Here is a 17,138-nt window from a genome sequence, read left to right on the forward strand (position 1 = left end):
AGCTGGCGCTTTCATCCCGGCACGGGAATGGAGGGAGGACGGAACTCAGGTGTTCCCGGCCCGTAGGTACGACGGGCCCGGAGGGGGTGGAGCGTGGAGGGACGCCTTCGGGAGGGGAGCCTCAGCCGAGGGCGCTCTTCTTCTTCGCGCTGAAGTGGCGGAAGAAGTCGATGATCTCCTGCTCGGCGACCTTGGCGTCCGTGGCGTCGGCGAACTCCGACTCCAGGAACATGCCGCCGCAAGACTCGCAGGTATCGTAGTGAAGCGGGTGCTGACGGTCACCGCCGTCCACCCGGATCAGGTCTACCTGGCACTCGGGGCACTGGCCGGTGAGAGCCTCCGCGTCGACCTTCCCGCCCTGGCTCTCCAGCCCGGGGAGGTTGTTGTGGAGGAGGATCCGGTTGAGATCCGCGACGTCGATCCACAGTCCGCCGCAATCTCCACACTTTCGCAACGTCTCATGGTCCCCTTCGAGATCGGCCATCTCGACGCTGCAACCGGGGCAATTCATGGGGCGGGTCATTCTCCTGTAGGGGGGAGCAGCGCTCCCGTTGGGGCGTCCCGGGGCCATTGGCCCCAGGGCGTTCAGGGAATGATAGGTCGCATGAATTTTCAGATGCAACCCAAGCGCTGCGATGTGTTCACACACGCAACCCTGGGAGCCCCCCAGGCCCGGGTTCAGGCCTTGACCCGGCGGATATCCGCCCCCAGCTTGCGCAGCTTGCGCTCCAGGCGCTCGTATCCCCGGTCCAGGTGGTAGATGCGGGCCACCTCCGTCTTGCCCTCGGCGCGCAGTCCCGCCAGCACGAGCGAGGCGCTGGCGCGCAGGTCGGTGGCCATGACGGGGGCTCCGGACAGCTTCTTGACCCCCTTCACCACGGCCGTGTGGCCCTGGATGGTGATGTCCGCTCCCATGCGGTGCAGCTCCGGCACGTGCATGAAGCGGTTCTCGAAGATGCTCTCCGAGATGACGGAGGTGCCGTTGGCCACCGTCATGAGGCCCATCAGCTGGGCCTGCATGTCCGTGGGGAAGCCGGGGTGCTCGGTCGTCTTCACGTCCACCGAGTTGACGACCTTGGGGCCCTTCACCCGCAGGCCCTTCTCCTCGGCGGTGATGGTGCAGCCCGTCTCGCGCAGCTTGAGGATGACGGACTCGAGGTGCTCGGGCTGGGCGTGCTTCACCAGCACGTTACCGCCGGTGATGGCCGCCGCGACCATGAGCGTACCGGCCTCGATGCGGTCCGGGAGGATGGCGTGCTCCACCGGCTGGAGGGCGTCCACGCCGTCGATGGTGATGACGGAGGTGCCCGCGCCCTGGATGCGGGCGCCCATCTTGTTGAGCACCCGGGCGAGCTCCTCCACCTCGGGCTCGCGCGCGCAGTTCTCCAGCACGGTGCGGCCCTTGGCCAGCACGGCGGCCATCATCACGTTCTCCGTGCCCGTCACGGTGATGACGTCGAAGTTGACGGTGGCGCCCTTGAGCTGCTTGGCCCGGGCCTCGACGTAGCCCTCGGTGAGGGTGATGTCGGCGCCCAGGGCCTTGAGGCCCTTGAGGTGCTGATCGATGGGGCGGGCCCCGATGGCGCAGCCGCCGGGCATGGACACGCGGGCACGGCCGAAGCGGGCCACCAGGGGGCCGAGCACCAGCACCGAGGCGCGCATCGTCTTCACGAGGTCATAGGGGGCCTCGGGGGTGATGGGCCCCTCGATGGCCACCTCGCACATGTCCTTCTGGCGGCCGGTGAGCCGCGCGGTGCCACAGCCCATGGTCTCCAGCACCTTGAGCATGGTGACCACGTCGGCCAGGTCCGGCACGTTGCGGTAGACGCTCTTGCCATCGGCCAGCAGCGCCGAGGCGAGAATGGGAAGCGCGGCGTTCTTCGCGCCCGACACGACCACCTCGCCCTGCAGCGGGTGGCCACCCTTCACGATGATCTTGTCCATCTGCTCCGTCTCACCCCGTGGCTAGACAGCCACGGGTTGTGTCCCAAATGCGAGGCGATCCCGCCGCTCCAGGTCCTTCTCCACGCGCGCGTCGGCGTAACCCGCGGCCTGGAGGAGGGCTTTCACGGCCTCGCCCTGCGTCTCGCCAATCTCCATTGCAAGCAGCCCGCCAGGTTTGAGGACGCGCCGGGCCCCCTCGATGACCTTGCGGATGAGCACCAGCCCGTCCGGTCCGCCGTCCAGCGCCATGTGGGGCTCGCGGCGCACCTCGGCCGACAACGTGGGGATCTCCGTCGTGGCGATGTAGGGCGGGTTGGAGACCACCACATCGAAGCGGGCGTCCGGGGGGAGGGGGGCATACAGGTTGCCCTGTAGCACCGTCACCCGCTCGGCCACGCCGAGGGCCTGGGCATTCTCCCGGGCCAGCGCGCAGGCGTCCGCGGACAGGTCCGTGGCCATCACGGTGGCCTGGGGACGCTCGGCCGCCAGGCTGATGGCGATACAGCCCGAGCCGGTGCACACGTCCAGGGCCAGGCCGGGGCCGTCCTTGGGCAGCTTGTGCAGGGCGGCCTCCACCAGCAGCTCCGTCTCCGGCCGGGGGATGAGCACCCGCGCGTCCACCTTGAAGGGGCGGTTGTAGAACTCCCGCACGCCGGTGAGGTACTGGGTGGGCTCGCCCGCCATGCGCCGCTCGATGAGGGCGCGGAAGGTGGCCAGCTCCGTCTTCTCCAGCGGCCGATCCAGGTCCACGTACAGCCGCACCCGGGTCGTCTTCAGCGCGTGGGCGAGCAGCACCTCGGTGGTGAGCCGGGGCGCGTCCACCCCGCGCTTCTCGAAGTGCTGGGTCGTCCAGGTGAGGATCTTGCGGACGGTCCAGTTCTCGCCGCTCATGCGCTCGCGCCGGGGCCCCCGCCCATCTGCTGCTTGAGGGCCTCGGCCTGGTAATGGGTGCGGCAGGCGGTGATGACGTCCTCGACCCCGCCGCCCATGATGGCCGGCAGGTTGTGCACCGTGAGGCCGATGCGGTGGTCCGTCAGCCGATCCTGCGGGAAGTTGTAGGTGCGGATCTTCTCCGAGCGGTCGCCGGTGCCCACCTGGCCGCGGCGCATGGAGTCGCGCTCGTTGCGGATGCGCTCCTGCTCGATTTCGTAGAGCTTGGCGCGGAGCATGCGCTCGGCCATGGCCCGGTTCTTCGTCTGGCTCTTCTCCTGCTGGCACTTCACCACGATGCCCGAGGGCTTGTGGATGAGGCGCACCGCGGAGTCGGTGGTGTTCACGCTCTGGCCGCCGGAGCCCGTCGAGCGCATCACCTGCATCTCGATGTCCGCCGGGTTGAGCTTGATGTCCACGTCCTCGGCCTCGGGCATCACCGACACGGTGATGGTGGAGGTGTGGATGCGGCCCTGGGCCTCGGTGGCCGGCACGCGCTGCACCCGGTGCACGCCCGACTCGTACTTCAGGTGGCTGTAGACGCCGTCTCCCGCGAGCATGATGGAGACGTCCTTGACGCCGCCCACGCTGCCCGGGCTCATGTCCATGATGTCCGCCTTCCAGCCCTTGCGGTCGGCGTAGCGGAGGTACATCTGCATGACCTCCTCGGCGAACAGACCGGCCTCGTCGCCACCGGCGCCGGCGCGGATCTCCAGGATGACGTTCTTGTCGTCATTGGGATCCTTGGGCAGCAGGAGGATCTTCAGCTCCGCTTCCATCTCGTCGCGCTGGGTTTTGAGGCCGGGCAGGGACTCGCGGGCATAGGCCTTCTCGTCGGGGTCCGAGCTGCCGAGCCAGGCCTCGACCTCCTTGAGGTCGGCGAGCACCTTGCGGTAGGCGCGGAAGGACTCCACCAGCTTCTCCAGGCCGGCGCGCTCCTTGGAGACCCGCTGCAGCTTGGCCGTGTCGGAGATGATGTCCGGGTTGGACAGGTCGGCGGTGAGTCGCTCGAACTTGCGCTCCACCTCTTCGAGTTTGTCAATCATCGGTCTGGGTGGGGGTTGTGCCCCGTTGTCCGGCCACAGGCAAGGCCGGACGGGGTCAAGAAATTCCGTGGACTTCCGGGCCGGGAGCGTGAAAAAAGGGCGGTTCGCTGCCGCCAGTGCCAATGCGGCCCACTTCCGCCTATACGGAGTACCAGAAGATGCCTGCCCAGAAGGGAAACCGCAGCAAGAAGAAGCTGTCCAATCGCGCTTCCACGAAGAAGGCGGCCCTCAAGCGCCGCCGCGCTCGCGAGCGCCGCAAGTAGTTCGCCGTCCGCCTCCTCCCTTGCTCTCCAGGGGAGGGGGCGAGTACCCGTCTCAAGCGCCGTACTCCCTCGGGGCGGACCCTCTCGGGGCAGCTTGACTCTTCCTTGCGCCCCCAGAGAGGCGGCGCGTACATTGCCCCGCGACTTCATGGCCAGGGAAAAGGACAACATCGCGCTCTCCGACGAGCACAACTCGCGTGGCATCGAACTGGCCGACCGCGGGTGGCTGGATGAGGCGATCAAGGAGTTCAAGAAGGCGATCGAGCTCGATCCCGACTCCGCCCACGCGCACGACAACCTCGCCACCGTCTACGCGGAGAAGAAGCTCTTCCGCGAGGCTCTCGGGGAGTATCTCACCGCGCTCAAGCTCGAGCCGGAGAGCCCCACCGCGCACTACAACCTCGCCTGCTTCCTGTCCTCCCACGCGGCCGAGATGGCCGTCACCGAGTACCGGGAGGCCATCGAGCTGGACCCCGAGTACCCGGACGCCCACCTCAACCTGGGCCTCACCTACGCGGACCAGGGCCGGATCGAGGAGGCCATGCGCGAGCTGCAGACGGCCATCGAGCTGGAGCCCCAGGACGCCTTCCCCCGGCACGAGCTCGCCGCGCTGCTCATGGACGAGGGGGACTACCGCTCGGCCATCAACCAGCTGAAGGAAGTGGTGCGGCTGGAGGCGGACAACTTCGAGGCCCACCTGGATCTGGGCATCTGCTACGCCCAGAAGGGCTTCTACGCCGAGGCCGAGCGCTCCTACGAGAAGGCGCGCGTCCTCAACGCGGACGATCTGCTGCTCAACTACAACCTGGCCGCCCTGTACGCCCTCTGGAGCCGGCGGGCCGAAGCGTTGTCCTACCTGCAAAAGGCCGTGGCCGCTGATCGCCAGAAAGTGCAGGGTTGGCTGGCCACGGATACGATGTTCGACGCTCTGAAGGGCGACCCCGAGTTCGAGGCGCTCTTCTGAGCGTCTGAGCTCTCTCTATGGAATGGGTCTTCCTCGGGCTGGCGATCCTGCTGGTCTTCGCGAACGGGTTCTTCGTGGCGACGGAGTTCGCCATCGTGAAGGTCCGCCAGACACGCCTCCAGGCGCTGGTGGACGAGGGCCGGCCGGGTGCTGGCGCCGCCCTGAAGATGGTGGAGAAGTTGGACGCCTACCTCTCCGCCACGCAGTTCGGCATCACGCTCGCGTCACTGGGGCTGGGCTGGCTGGGTGAGCCGGCGTTCGCCCACCTGTTGGAGCCGGTGCTGACGCGGGTGGTGCCCGAGGCCGCGGGGCCCACGCTGGCGCACACGCTCGCGGTGGCCATCGCCTTCGCCATCATCACCTTCCTGCACATCGTGGTGGGGGAGTTGGCGCCCAAGAGCTTCGCCATCCAGCGCGCCGAGGACACGACGCTGGGGGTGGCCCTGCCCATGCGGCTCTTCTACTTCATCTTCTACCCGGCCATCTGGCTCCTCAATGGAGTGGCGGCGTGGTTGCTGAGGGTGGCCGGGCTGCACGGCGCCCACGAGTCGCAGGAGGCCCACAGCGAGGAGGAGCTGCGCGTCATCCTCCACAGCTCCGCGGAGGCGGGCGCCATCACCACGGCGCGCGCGGAGCTGCTGGAGCGCTCGCTGGAGATGGCCCAGAAGACGGCCCGCCAGGTGATGGTGCCGCGCAACCAGGTGAAGTTCCTGGACGTGGAGGAGCCCCTGGACAAGTGCGTCGCGGACGCGCGCGCGGCGGGCCACACGTGGCTGCCGGTGGCCCGGGGCAACATGGACGAGGTGGAGGGGGTGGTGAACGTGAAGGACCTCTTCTTCCTCCTCTCCAAGGGCGAGCTGCGCAGTCTGGCCCAGGTGCAGCGCCCGGTGCTCTACATCCCGGAGCATGTGACGCTCGAGCAGCTGCTCACCGAGTTCCGCCGCCGCCGCCGGCAGATCGCCCTGGTGGTGGACGAGCACGGTGGAACCTCGGGGCTCGTCACGCTCGCGGACGTGGTGGCCGAGGTGGTGGGCGACGTGGCCGAGCTGGGCCGGCGGGTGGACGAGGTGCGCGCCCTGCCGGGCGGCCGCTTCGAGCTGCCGGGCACCGCCCAGCTGGATGACCTGGAGGACCGCCTGGACGTCTCGTTCGAGGTCGACGACGAGGACGTCGAGGTGACGACGATCGCCGGCTACATCATGGCCCGGCTGGGACGCATCCCCGAGAAGGGGGACTCGCTCAAGCTGGACATGTGGCGCATCCAGGTGGAGGAGGTGGAGGGGCCGCGCGTGGTGCGGGTGACCGTCGAGCCCCAGGCCAGCCCCAAGCCTCCGGTGACGGCGGCGGTGCCCGAGGCCTCCTGAGCCGTCCTGTCCGGCTCAGCCGAAGTTGTAGGCGAAGTCGACCCAGGGGATGGGGAGGGACAGGCCCGGCACGCGAATGCCGCCGAGGTCCACCGCCCAGCTCTCCCCGAAGAGGCGTACCGCCAGGGAGTTGATCATCGGCAGCTGGCTGTTGCCGCTCTCGATGAAGGTGGGCATCAGCCAGTTCTCCGTGACGAGCGCGACCCGCTGGCTCAGCCGGAGGTTGCCGCTGAGCGTGGTGATGATGGTGCTGTCGAGGCTCCCCCCGCTGTTGGTCAGCGTGAAGGGTTTGCCCAGGCCCACGGACAGGTGCGCATCCGGGGTTCCGTAGGTGGCCGTTCCGAAGACGAAGCCCACGGCACCCCCCATGCCACCGATCCCGGGAAGGAAGAGGCCCTGCGCACCGGCGGCCAGATGCAGCCTGTCCCCCACCGAGCCGCCCACCTTGATGCCTCCGATGAAGTTGAAGCCCGGAGCGCCCAGGAGCCAGGCCGGGACGACCGCTCCCGCCTGCACGGTGATGTGATCCGTCAGGCCGTAGTTGAGCGACGAGAAGAAGAGCTCCTTCTGGGAAAAGTAGCCCTCGCCCTGGCGCAGCATCATCCCGGTGGGGGCGTAGAGGTAGCGGGTGCGGTTGGGATCCTGGAACCAGATCTCCCCGTTGTCGCGGACCTGGGCGTTGCGCTCGACGGCGATGTCCTTCACCTGCCGGGCCGGCAGCTCCATTCGATCGCCATCCGCGAGCTCCAACACCACCACCTGGCTGTCCTGGCGCACCACCACGCCGTGCAGCTCCTGCCCGTCCTTCAAGGTGATGCGGGACAGCTCCCGCTTGCCGGACTCCGCGGGTGCGGTGGCCTCGGCGGGCGCGGACATGGAAGGGGCGGGTGATTCCGTCGCGGCGGGGACCGATGACTCGGGGGGCGTGGCGTCCTGCGGGGCGAGGGTCAGCACGGCCGCCAGGGCGAGGGATGTCGTGAGTGAGAACATGCCGCCCTGTACTGCAGTGGACGGGCCAGGAATGTGCACTGCTGGAAATCCCGGCACTTGAGGACCGTGGACCCGAGCCGTGTACAACGTGGTGCACAAGCGCCCGGGCCCACTGCGCACGCGGACGCTCGCGGGAGCCGACCTTCGATGTTCGGACCTGTAGCAGGACGTAACGTGAAAACGGCCATGTCAGACCGGCCTGCTATGCCGCGAGCGCTCACACGAGGAGCGAGTGAGCAGGCAGGGGCCTGAACCCAGGCCGCCTGTGGAATCAGTTGAGGAAGGGTAGGGTCTGTTCTCGCCCTGACAGCCCCCTGTCCGCCAGGCCGGTGGGCGCCATGCTTGCCTGCTCGCATAGTGTCACGCATGGCAGGGTCATGCTTGATCGGCTGAGATCCAGCGTGCTACTCGTCTGATCGCTCCGAGGCCGATTTTTCGGCCTCCGGAACGCTTTTCCGCCCGCTCGCCCACCACTCGGGAGCACGTTTCACATGCGAATCAAGCGCCTGGATATCACCGGCTTCAAATCGTTCATGGAGCGCAGCGTCTTCACGTTCGATGACGGCGTGACGGGCATCGTCGGCCCCAATGGGTGCGGCAAGTCCAACGTGGTGGACTCCATCCGCTGGGTGATGGGCGAGCAGAGCGCCAAGAACCTCCGTGGCCGCGGCATGGAGGACGTCATCTTCAACGGCTCGGAGTCCAAGCCGCCCCTGTCCATGTCCGAGGTGTCCCTCACCTTCCACGTGGACGAGACGGACGTGCTCCCGGCCCACCTCTCGGGCCTGCCGGAAGTCACCGTGACGCGCCGCCTCTTCCGCAGCGGCGAGTCCGAGTACCTCATCAACAAGACCACCTGCCGCCTGCTGGACATCACCGAGCTCTTCCTCGGCACCGGCGTGGGCACCAAGGCCTACTCCATCATCGAGCAGGGCCGCGTGGGCCTTATCGTCTCCAGCAAGCCCGAGGACCGGCGCAACCTCATTGAAGAGGCCGCCGGCGTCACCAAGTACAAGTCCCGCCGCAAGGCCGCCGAGCGCAAGCTGGAGGCCACCCAGGCCAACCTCCTGCGCGTCACCGACATCACCAGCGAGCTCGAGCGCCGCATCGAGAGCCTGTCGCGCCAGGCCAAGAAGGCCGAGAAGTACAAGAAGCTCAAGGCGCGCATGAAGGAGATTGATCTGCACTCGGCCTCGCACCGCTTCCTGGCGCTGCACGCCGAGTCCAAGGTGTCGGTGGAGAAGCTCAACAGCCTGGGCGGCGAGGAGCGCGAGAACCTCGAGAAGATGCGCGAGTTGGAGCTGATCATCACCAACCGCCGCACCGCGCTGGAGTCCGAGACCGAGGCACTGCAGAAGCTCTCCGCCGAGGTGCACACGCTGGAGAGCAACGTGCAGCGCGCGGACCAGGACCTGGCCTACTGGCGCAAGGACCTGGAGGAGACGAGCGCCCGGGTGGCGCAGTCCGAGACCGAGCTGCACAACGTCCGCTCCCGCCAGTCCGAGCTGGCCGAGACCATGGCCTCCCGCGAGTCCGAGCTGAGCAACATCGCCGGCTCGTGGAAGGAGGACGAGGTCGCCATGAAGGTGGCGCAGGAGGAACTGCGCCGGGTGAGCCAGCTGCAGGCGGAGATCTCCCTGCGCCTGGAGCAGGAGCGGGCCGCCGTCGTCACCGTGGCGAGCCGCCTGGCCAACCACGAGAGCAACCTCGTCAACCTGGCCCGTCAGAAGACGGACCTGGAGTCCCGCCGCGCCCGCAACCGCGCCGAGGCGGATGCGTTGCGCGAGCAGGAGAAGCAGCTCGAGGACGCGCGCCAGAACGTGGCCCGCCGGGTGGAGGACAGCCGCCACCTGTCGCTGGAGCTCGCCGAGCGCAAGGGCCACGAGGAAGAGGCCCTGATGCGCACGCGCCAGGCCTTCATGGAGAACGAGGTCCAGGTCATCGGCCTGCGCGAGGAGCTGAGCGACAAGCGCAGCCGGCTGGCCTCGCTGGAGGCGCTCCAGAAGGACTACGAGGGCTTCGACAAGGGCGTGCGCGCGGTGATGGTGCGCGCCGGTGAGGACGCCCGGCAGCAGGGCATCTTCGGCCTCGTGGCGGACGTCATCTCCACCACGCCGCGCTACGAGCGCGCGGTGGAGGCCGTGCTCGGTGAGCGGCTGCAGCACGTCGTCGTGGAGAGCCGCGACAAGGGCGTGGAGTTGGTGGAGTACCTCAAGTCCGCCCTCGAGGGCCGCGGCAGCTTCCTGCCGGTGCCCGTCCCCGAGCGCGTTCCCTCCGCCGTGCAGCCGGATGTGTCCCGCGCCGGTGTGCTGGCCCGCGCCCTCGACGAGGTGACGTGCGAGGAGGCCCTCAAGCCCGTGGTGCAGCTGCTCCTCGGGGACGTGGTCATCGTGGAGGACCTGGCCGTGGCCCGGGCGTACGCCGAGGCCGAGGGCTCCACGTGCACGCTCGTCACCCTGGACGGTGAGGTGTTCCGCCCGGATGGCACCATCATTGGCGGCGAGCGCGAGGGCGTCGCCGTGGGCGCCCTGCAGAAGAAGCGGGAGATCGTCGAGCTGGCCTCCGAGGTGGCCCGGGTCGAGGAGCGCTACAACGAGATCCTCACCCGGCACTACACCCTGCAGAAGCAGATGGGGGACACGGAGGACGTCCTCAAGGGGCTGGCGAAGAACCAGCACGCCGAGGAGCTGAGCCTCGCCAGCCAGGAGAAGGACCTGCACAAGGCGAGCGAGGATCTGGCGCGGGTGCGCGACCGGCTCCGGGCGCTGGACGCCGACGAGGCGCAGCTCACGCAGATGTACGACGGGCTGGCGCACGAGGAGGAGAACAGCCGGGGCGAGGTGGCGCACGGCCAGGCGGACCGCGAGGCGCGCGAGGAGCGCGTGAAGCAGCTGGTGGGCGAGCTGGAGTCGCTCAAGCAGCGTGCCGAGACGGCCACGAACAACCTCACCACCCTGAAGGTGAAGGTGGCCGCCGGTGGCGAGCGCGGCGACGCCGCCCGCAAGGAGCTGGAGAGCCTGCTGGCCCAGAAGGAGGAGATGGCCAACCGGGTGCGCAAGCTGGAGTCCACGGTGCGCGAGGGCTCGGCGCGGGTGGAGGAGTTCCAGCGCCGCATCGCCGAGACGGAGGCCGAGCGCGCCAAGAAGGCCGAGGACCTGGCGGTGACGGCCGGCGTGCTGGAGTCGCGGCGCATGGCGCACGGCTCGGCGTCCACCGAGGTGCGCGAGCAGGACAACGCGCTGCGTGAGCTGCGCACGAAGCTGGAGGGCCTCACCCAGGGCCTGTCGCAGATCACCCTGCGCGAGCGGGAGATCGCCCTGGAGCTGGAGCACCTGGTGGCGGGCATCCGCGAGCGGCACGGAGCGGAGCTGCAGGAGGAGGTGCACAAGTACCACCTGCTGCCGTCGCTGAGCGAGGAGACCGAGCAGGAGCTGAAGGATCTGCGCGCGCAGGTGGAGAAGATGGGGGAGATCAACCTCACGGCCATCGACGAGCACGCGGAGCTGACGAGCCGCTCGGAGTTCATGCTGACGCAGAAGAAGGACCTGTCCGAGTCGATGGAGAAGCTGCAGGAGGCCATCCGGCGCATCGACGCATCGAGCAGGGAGCGCTTCAAGCAGACGTTCGACATCGTGAACGAGAAGTTCCAGGCCATCTTCCCGCGGCTGTTCGGCGGCGGCCGGGCGAGCCTCGTGCTGACGAACGAAGGGCAGGGTGGGGAGCCGGGCGTGGAGATCGTGGCGCAGCCGCCGGGCAAGAAGCTGCAGAGCATGAACCTGCTGTCGGGCGGCGAGAAGGCGCTGACGGCAGTGGCGCTCATCTTCGCCATCTTCCTCATCAAGCCCACGCCCTTCTGCCTCCTGGACGAGGTCGACGCCCCGTTGGATGAGGGCAACGTGGGCCGCTACAACGACATGGTGAAGGAGATGAGCAAGCAGTCGCAGTTCATCCTCATCACGCACAACAAGCGGACCATGGAAGTGGCGGACACGCTGTACGGCGTGACGATGGAAGAGCCGGGCATCTCCAAGCTGGTGAGCGTGAAGCTGCGCGAGGCGAAGGCGGCCAACGACAACATCACGGCGGCGTAACACCCGCGGCCCACCACCCCAGCCGTCAAAACCACCCCTCTCCCCTCGGGAGAGGGACGGGGTGAGGGTATCCGGCTCCCGGATTCCCCTCTGTGAGAAGGCGCGGAACCTGGGTCCAGGTCCCGCGCCTTCGCCGTTTCAGGACACGCGCTCGGCGGGCTTCACTTCCCTCGCCGTTTGGCGCGCGAGTACTCCCACCCCATCACGGTCTGGTTTCGCTCGTGACGGCGTTGTTCGCGTTGCGCGGTGGGACTCGACTGCCGGGCCTGCCAGGCCTGCTCGCGCCGCAGCTTCTCGTAGCTGGCGAGCCGCTCCTTCGAGAGCACTCCGGTCTCGAGGGCGGTGCGAACCGCGCATCCAGGTTCGCGCTGGTGGGTGCAATCCCGGAAGCGGCAGCCCTCGGCAAGTTCGAGGATGTCCGCGAAGGCGTGCTCGAGCCCTTCTTCCTCGCCCCACAGCCCGAGCTCGCGCATGCCGGGCCCATCGATGAGCAGCCCTCCGTGCGGCAGCAGGAACAGCTCCCGGTGGGTGGTGGTGTGGCGGCCCCTGTCGTCCTCGAGGCTGACGGCCTGGGTCGCCAGCCGCGATTCGCCCAACAGGTGGTTGACGAGGGTGGACTTGCCCACGCCCGAGGAGCCGAGCAGCGCGCCCGTCCTACCGGCCGGGAGCTGGGCTCGCAGCGCCTCGAGCCCCTCTCCGGTGTACGTGCTCAGTGCGAGGACGGTCACGCCGGGAGCGAGTGCCTGGACCTCGAGCACCCGGGTGGCCGCTTCCGGCTCGAGGTCCGCCTTGCTGAGCACGACCACGGGCGTGGCTCCACTGTTCCACGCGAGGGTGAGCGCCCGTTCGATGCGGCGGGGGTTGTAGTTGCCATCCAGCCCCGTCACGAGGAACACCACGTCGAGATTGGCGGCGATGGGTTGAGCCGTGTGCTCGTGGCCCGCTTCGCGCCGCATGAGGACGCCTCGGCGGGGGAGAACGGCATGGATCAGGGCCTCGCCCTCGCCGGGAGGGAGCCGCAGTGCGACCCAGTCTCCGATGGTGGGCAGGGCCTCGGCGCCGGGCGCGTGGTGGAGGACCCGTCCCGAGGGCCGCGCGAGCACGGTCTTCTCGGATGTCTGCAGGGTGAGCAGTCCGCGTTCCTGGCGCACGACGCGCCCGGGGACGAGGGGAGGAGAGGTCTGGGTGAGGAACTGGGAGAAAGCGTGGGTGAGGTCGGTACTCCAACCGAGGGATTCAAGGAACACTGGGAAGAACTCCGGGCAGAGCGGTGCCTGCGGCGCACCTGGGGATTCAAGGGCGCCCAGCAAGGAGCGGGACCACGCTGCGTCGGATCTTCCGGCCGGCTAGGCGGCCCGCGCCTCCTGGGCGAACAGGGCGTCAACCACGGCAAGATCAATGGGAGCGTTCATGGTTGCCTCCGGGGACTCGTGGGGCGGCGTCCCTCGCCACCCGTGACCTGTATTCTGAACCACCGCTGGCCTCTGGACAATCCTCGTGTGGAATCCGATGGCCGCGAGGCTCACCGCGTGCCCGCGAGCGCACGTTGCCATGGCTTCAGAGTGGGGTCTGGTAGAACCGCCCCATGCGCAAGCGCACGCTCGCGGCGGTGGTGGCCCTGGGGCTGGGTTTCGGGCTGCTGCTCCTCTCCCTCCACTCGCGAGACGCCCAGACACCCTCCGGTGACGCCCCGGCCATGGCCTCCAGCCCGCGACGGACGGAGCGCGTGTTCCGACCCGAGCGCTCCGGGGAACCGGAGACTCGCGCCATCCCGGAGGAGGCCGGCACCCCGCCGCTCGAGCACCCCGCCACAGAGGCCGATGGCGTCTTGCTGGTGGAGGTGTTCGCGAAGGAGCGGCCCGTGCCGGGTGCCAGCGTGCGGCTGTACTGGCGAGGCCCTCGCGACCCCAACCTGGGAGAGGCGGCGTGGCGTCTGGCGGGCTCGGGCTCCACGGATGCGCGCGGGCAGGTGCGGCTGCCCTCGCGGCCCGGGAGCTACCTCGTGACCGCTCGGGCCCCGGGTCTGGCCACGCAATCACGTGACGTGGTGCGCCCCCAGGGCGAGGCCCTCACGCGTCTGCGGCTGACGCTCGAGGCAGGACACAGCCTTTCCGGGCGTACCGTGGTGAAGGGCACCGGCGAGCCCCTGCCCCTGGTGGAACTCTCCCTCATCGCCCATGGCCGCAAGCTGAAGCCGTGGGAGGAGGTGGAGGCGCCGCTCGAGGAGCGGGTCTTCGCCCACAGTGATGCCCGGGGCTCCTTCCGGGTGGAAGGGCTGGCCGCCGGCACCTGGATGCTGCGCGCCGAGGCGCCGGGACATGGACCGGAGTTGCTGGTCGAGGTGCGCATCCCCGCGGAGGGGCCGCTGGAGATCGCCCTTTCCCGGGCGGGCATCATCGAGGGCTTCGTCATGGATGCCGAGGGCCGGCCCGCGCCGGGCGCCGAGGTACGGGTCAGTGGCGGCGTCACCCAGCGGGTGGTCACCACGGGGCAGGGCGGTGGCTTCTCCGCGGAGGTGGAGGCTGGGACGCATGCGGTGTCCGCGCGCCGGGGGGACGAGGCGGGCGCGCTGGACACGCCGGTGGTGGTGGCCGCTGGAGGGACGGTGCGGGACGTGCGGGTGCGACTCGGCGCGAGCGCGCTCATCGAGGGCCGGGTGGTGGCTCGTACGAGCCAGGCGCCCGTGGTGGGCGCCACCGTGGACATCAGCCCCGCGGGGGCCAATGGGGACTCGGGCCGCGCGGTGACGGATGCGGAGGGCCGCTTCACCGTGGAGGGCCTCGCTCCCGGCCTCTACGACGGGGTGGTGGCCGCCAAGGGCTTCTCCGAGGCCATCCGGCAGGGACTGACGCTGGCACCCGGCGAGCGTTTCCTCGTGGAATTCGAGCTGGCGGGCACGGGAGCGGTGGAGGGCACGGTGCGGGATGTGGCGGGTCATCCCCTCGCGGGTGTGGGGGTGGTGGTCAGCGATCGCTGGGCGCCCGAGGGGCTGAGCAGCACCCCTGCCGAGGCCCGCACCAACGCCGAAGGGCATTACCGGCTGGAAGGCCTCGCCTCGGGACGGGTGGCTCTCTTCGCGCATCGCGAGGGGGCGTCGGCCGGGCAGGGCCACTCCTTGTTCCTCGAGGAGGGACGCACGGCACGGGCGGACTTCACCCTCGAGGAGACGGGCACGCTGGAGGGCGTGGTCCGCCTGGCCTCGGGCCGGTGGCCCGACAAACCGGTCCAGGTGTACGCCTACCCGGAGCGTTCGGGCATCCTCACCGATGGGGACAGCGGAACCGCCGAGGTGGGGAGCTCGGGCACCTTCCGCATGCAGCTTCCTCCGGGCCCCTATGAGATCATGGCGGGGTACCCGGAGGATGACGGCCTCGCTCCGAGCGAGCCGGTGACGGTGTCCGTGGAGCCGGGGAAGACGGTCCGGGTGGAGCTGACGCTCGAGGCGCCCGAGAACACGCGGAACCTGCTTCGCGGGCGCGTGCTCGAGCCGGATGGCTCGCCTTCGCCCTCGGCCATGGTCATCGGACAGGGCCCCGCGGATCTGGACATGCCGCACTTCTGGGCGCGCTCGGATGTGGAGGGACGCTTCCAGCACGCCATCTCGGAATGGGCCACCCTCACGGTGCGCGCGAGCAACGGCGGGCGCATCGGCCAGGTCCAGGAGGCGAGGGCCGGACAGGAGGTGGTGGTGAGGCTTCAGCCCGCGGCCTCGATCCGTGGCCGCGTGGTGCGCGCCAACGGCGCTCCCGTGCGAGGCTTCACCCTCAGCGTGCTACCGCGGGAGCCGGGCTCGTCCCCGTGGATGTGGAGCGATCAGGAGTTCCCCGCGGATCGCTTCGAGGTGAAGGACGTACCGGGCGAGCGCGTGAAGTTGGAAGCTCGCTCGCGGGATGGAGCCCGGGGCAAGGCGGAGGTAACGCTGGCGCCCGGTGCGAGCGCCGAGGTGGAAATCCTCCTGGGCGACATGGCCCGCCTCAGCGGCCGGGCCGTGGACATGACGACAGGTGCCCCGCTGGCGGGTGCGTCCGTCTTCGTCTCGGTGGACCTGGCATCCCGTTTCCATGCGGTCTCGGGGGCCGATGGCCGCTTCCTCGTCGAGGGCCTGCCCGCGGGCACTCACACGCTGTTCATCTTCAGCCTGAACGGAGCCCGGGCGGACCGCACGGTGGCGCTGATGGCGGGCCAGTCGCTCGAGCTCGGCGACGTGCCCGTCGGCGCCTCCGCACCGTGAAAAGACAGAAGGCGCGGAACCCGTCGGGAGGGCGCCGCGCCTTCGTCATGCCAGGCCCATTACCGGGCCCCGGGTGTCACTTCTTGTAGTTGACCTTCGGGCAGGCGCCCTGGTCGGCCTTGAGGCGCTCCTCGGCGCTCTTCACGTCCTGCTCGGTGGCCGTCACGCCCTCCTGCAGCTTGCCTTCCAGCTCACCCCAGGCCGCGTCCTTGGCCTTGAGCTCCTGGACGTTGGCCAGCGACTGCTGCTCCGCCTGCAGCTGCGCGGACAGCGCGTCCACCGACGCCTTGGAGGTCTCGACGAGCGTGTTGCACTTGGTGGTCAGCTCCGGCAGCAGATCGTACTGCTTCTTCTGCGGCGTCTTCTGGAACTTGGCGATGACCGCCTCGTAGATCTCCGCTGCGGTGGCGCGAGCGCCGAAGGCCATGGCCGTGCTGGCGGCGCGCTGATTGCGCAGCAGATCCAACTGGTAGAAACGCAGCTCGGGCGACATGTCCGCCGACATCTCGGACGCCTGCGAGTGGAAGTGGGTGAAGCGGTAGGGGAACTTCAGCTCCGTCACCTCGATGTTGGCCGGCAGGGCCATCATCTTGGCCTGGAGGCAGGCGGTGAGCTGGTCACCCTCGGGGGTGCCCACGGGATCGAAGACGATCTCCGCCGGGGTCGGCGTGCCCTTCTTCAGGTCCACCGTGGCCTTGAGCTGCGGGGGAATCTTCATGCCGAAGGGGGCGTAGCACTCGCACCAGGAGTCCTGCGCGAGCCGCACGGTGCCCGAGAAGTCCGAGCCCGGGTTGATGCCGAACTTGACGCTGGCGCTGCCGCCCACCTCGTGGACGAAGGTGCTCTCGGACGTCACCGGCTGGGCGCCCGCGGCCAGGGCGGTGAGCGGCACGCGCGTGTCCACCACCTTCTGGATGCACGCGGTGCCCTCGGGGGTGAGGTTCTCCCCGGTGATGGCGTGGGTGCCGCCCTGATCATTGATGGTGGTCTTCACCACCACGCGGGTGTTCTCCGCCTCACCGCGGGACTTGGGGTCCACCAGGCACTCCATCACCTCGGGACGGGTGAGCAGGAGCGCGCCCACGAGGACTCCCTCGTTGGGGGGCTGGGGCAGGGTGAGGGCCTTGGACTGGCACACCGCCACGTCGAAGGGCGGCTGGTTGGTGATACGCATCCGCTCTTCGGTGGTGGTCGGGCCCGCCGGCTTCTTCTGGGCCTCCTGCATGCCGGCACAGCCGGTGACGGCGAGGACGGAGGCGATGGCGATACGGCGCATCATCTTGGGAAACTCCCTTGGGGTTGGGGAAAAGCGAGG

At 69.1% G+C, this 17,138-nt stretch carries 11 protein-coding genes; 4 read left to right on the plus strand and 7 right to left on the minus strand.

The features are described from left to right. Positions 1-121: 121 nt before the first annotated feature. The 4 genes from BO221_RS50555 to prfA all read right to left on the minus strand — a co-directional run bounded on the left by BO221_RS50555 (position 122) and on the right by prfA (position 3,920). A complete protein-coding gene (locus BO221_RS50555; protein WP_043396334.1) occupies positions 122-511 on the minus strand; it encodes a zf-TFIIB domain-containing protein in 390 nt (129 codons plus the stop codon). A gap of 167 nt (positions 512-678) precedes the next feature. Then, positions 679-1,944: a UDP-N-acetylglucosamine 1-carboxyvinyltransferase gene (murA, locus tag BO221_RS50560; protein WP_073568138.1), complete on the minus strand. Its 1,266-nt coding sequence runs from the start codon at positions 1,942-1,944 to the stop codon at positions 679-681. Between the two features lie 21 nt (positions 1,945-1,965). Then, on the minus strand, positions 1,966-2,835 hold the full coding sequence (prmC, locus tag BO221_RS50565; protein WP_073568139.1) for a peptide chain release factor N(5)-glutamine methyltransferase: 870 nt from the start codon (positions 2,833-2,835) through the stop codon (positions 1,966-1,968). Beyond that, entirely contained in the window at positions 2,832-3,920 is a 1,089-nt protein-coding gene (gene prfA / locus BO221_RS50570; protein ID WP_073568140.1) for a peptide chain release factor 1, read from the minus strand. The genes prmC and prfA overlap by 4 nt, the downstream gene beginning before the upstream one ends. A gap of 411 nt (positions 3,921-4,331) precedes the next feature. Between prfA and BO221_RS50575 the strand changes: the two genes are divergently transcribed. Both BO221_RS50575 and BO221_RS50580 read left to right on the plus strand, forming a co-directional pair. Next, positions 4,332-5,147 carry a lipopolysaccharide assembly protein LapB gene (locus tag BO221_RS50575; protein WP_073568166.1) on the plus strand — a complete coding sequence of 272 codons (816 nt, stop codon included), beginning with the start codon at positions 4,332-4,334 and terminating at the stop codon, positions 5,145-5,147. Positions 5,148-5,164: 17 nt separating this feature from the next. After that, positions 5,165-6,511, plus strand: a complete 1,347-nt coding sequence (locus BO221_RS50580) for a hemolysin family protein (RefSeq protein WP_073568141.1) — start codon at positions 5,165-5,167, stop codon at positions 6,509-6,511. A 15-nt stretch (positions 6,512-6,526) separates the two neighbouring features. Here BO221_RS50580 and BO221_RS50585 read toward each other — a convergent pair whose 3' ends face one another. Then, complete coding sequence (locus BO221_RS50585) at positions 6,527-7,501, minus strand: hypothetical protein (protein WP_143196169.1); 975 nt, start codon at positions 7,499-7,501, stop codon at positions 6,527-6,529. A 491-nt stretch (positions 7,502-7,992) separates the two neighbouring features. Here BO221_RS50585 and smc point away from each other — a divergent pair, with 491 nt between their 5' ends. Next, the gene (gene smc / locus BO221_RS50590) at positions 7,993-11,592 is read left to right on the plus strand and encodes a chromosome segregation protein SMC (protein WP_073568143.1); all 3,600 of its coding nucleotides are present in this window, start codon (positions 7,993-7,995) and stop codon (positions 11,590-11,592) included. 161 nt (positions 11,593-11,753) lie between these two features. Here the strand turns inward: smc and rsgA are convergent, their stop codons facing one another. Further along, positions 11,754-12,839, minus strand: coding sequence for a ribosome small subunit-dependent GTPase A (gene rsgA, locus BO221_RS50595; RefSeq protein ID WP_073568144.1), 1,086 nt, complete (start codon positions 12,837-12,839; stop codon positions 11,754-11,756). A 338-nt stretch (positions 12,840-13,177) separates the two neighbouring features. Here rsgA and BO221_RS57550 point away from each other — a divergent pair, with 338 nt between their 5' ends. Continuing rightward, positions 13,178-15,823, plus strand: a complete 2,646-nt coding sequence (locus BO221_RS57550; RefSeq protein ID WP_073568146.1) for a carboxypeptidase regulatory-like domain-containing protein — start codon at positions 13,178-13,180, stop codon at positions 15,821-15,823. Positions 15,824-15,899: 76 nt separating this feature from the next. Here the strand turns inward: BO221_RS57550 and BO221_RS50610 are convergent, their stop codons facing one another. After that, positions 15,900-17,102, minus strand: coding sequence for a hypothetical protein (locus BO221_RS50610; RefSeq protein WP_073568147.1), 1,203 nt, complete (start codon positions 17,100-17,102; stop codon positions 15,900-15,902). Positions 17,103-17,138 lie beyond the last annotated feature (36 nt).

It is taken from the genome of Archangium sp. Cb G35, assembly GCF_001896145.1.
Lineage (GTDB): Bacteria > Myxococcota > Myxococcia > Myxococcales > Myxococcaceae > Archangium > Archangium violaceum.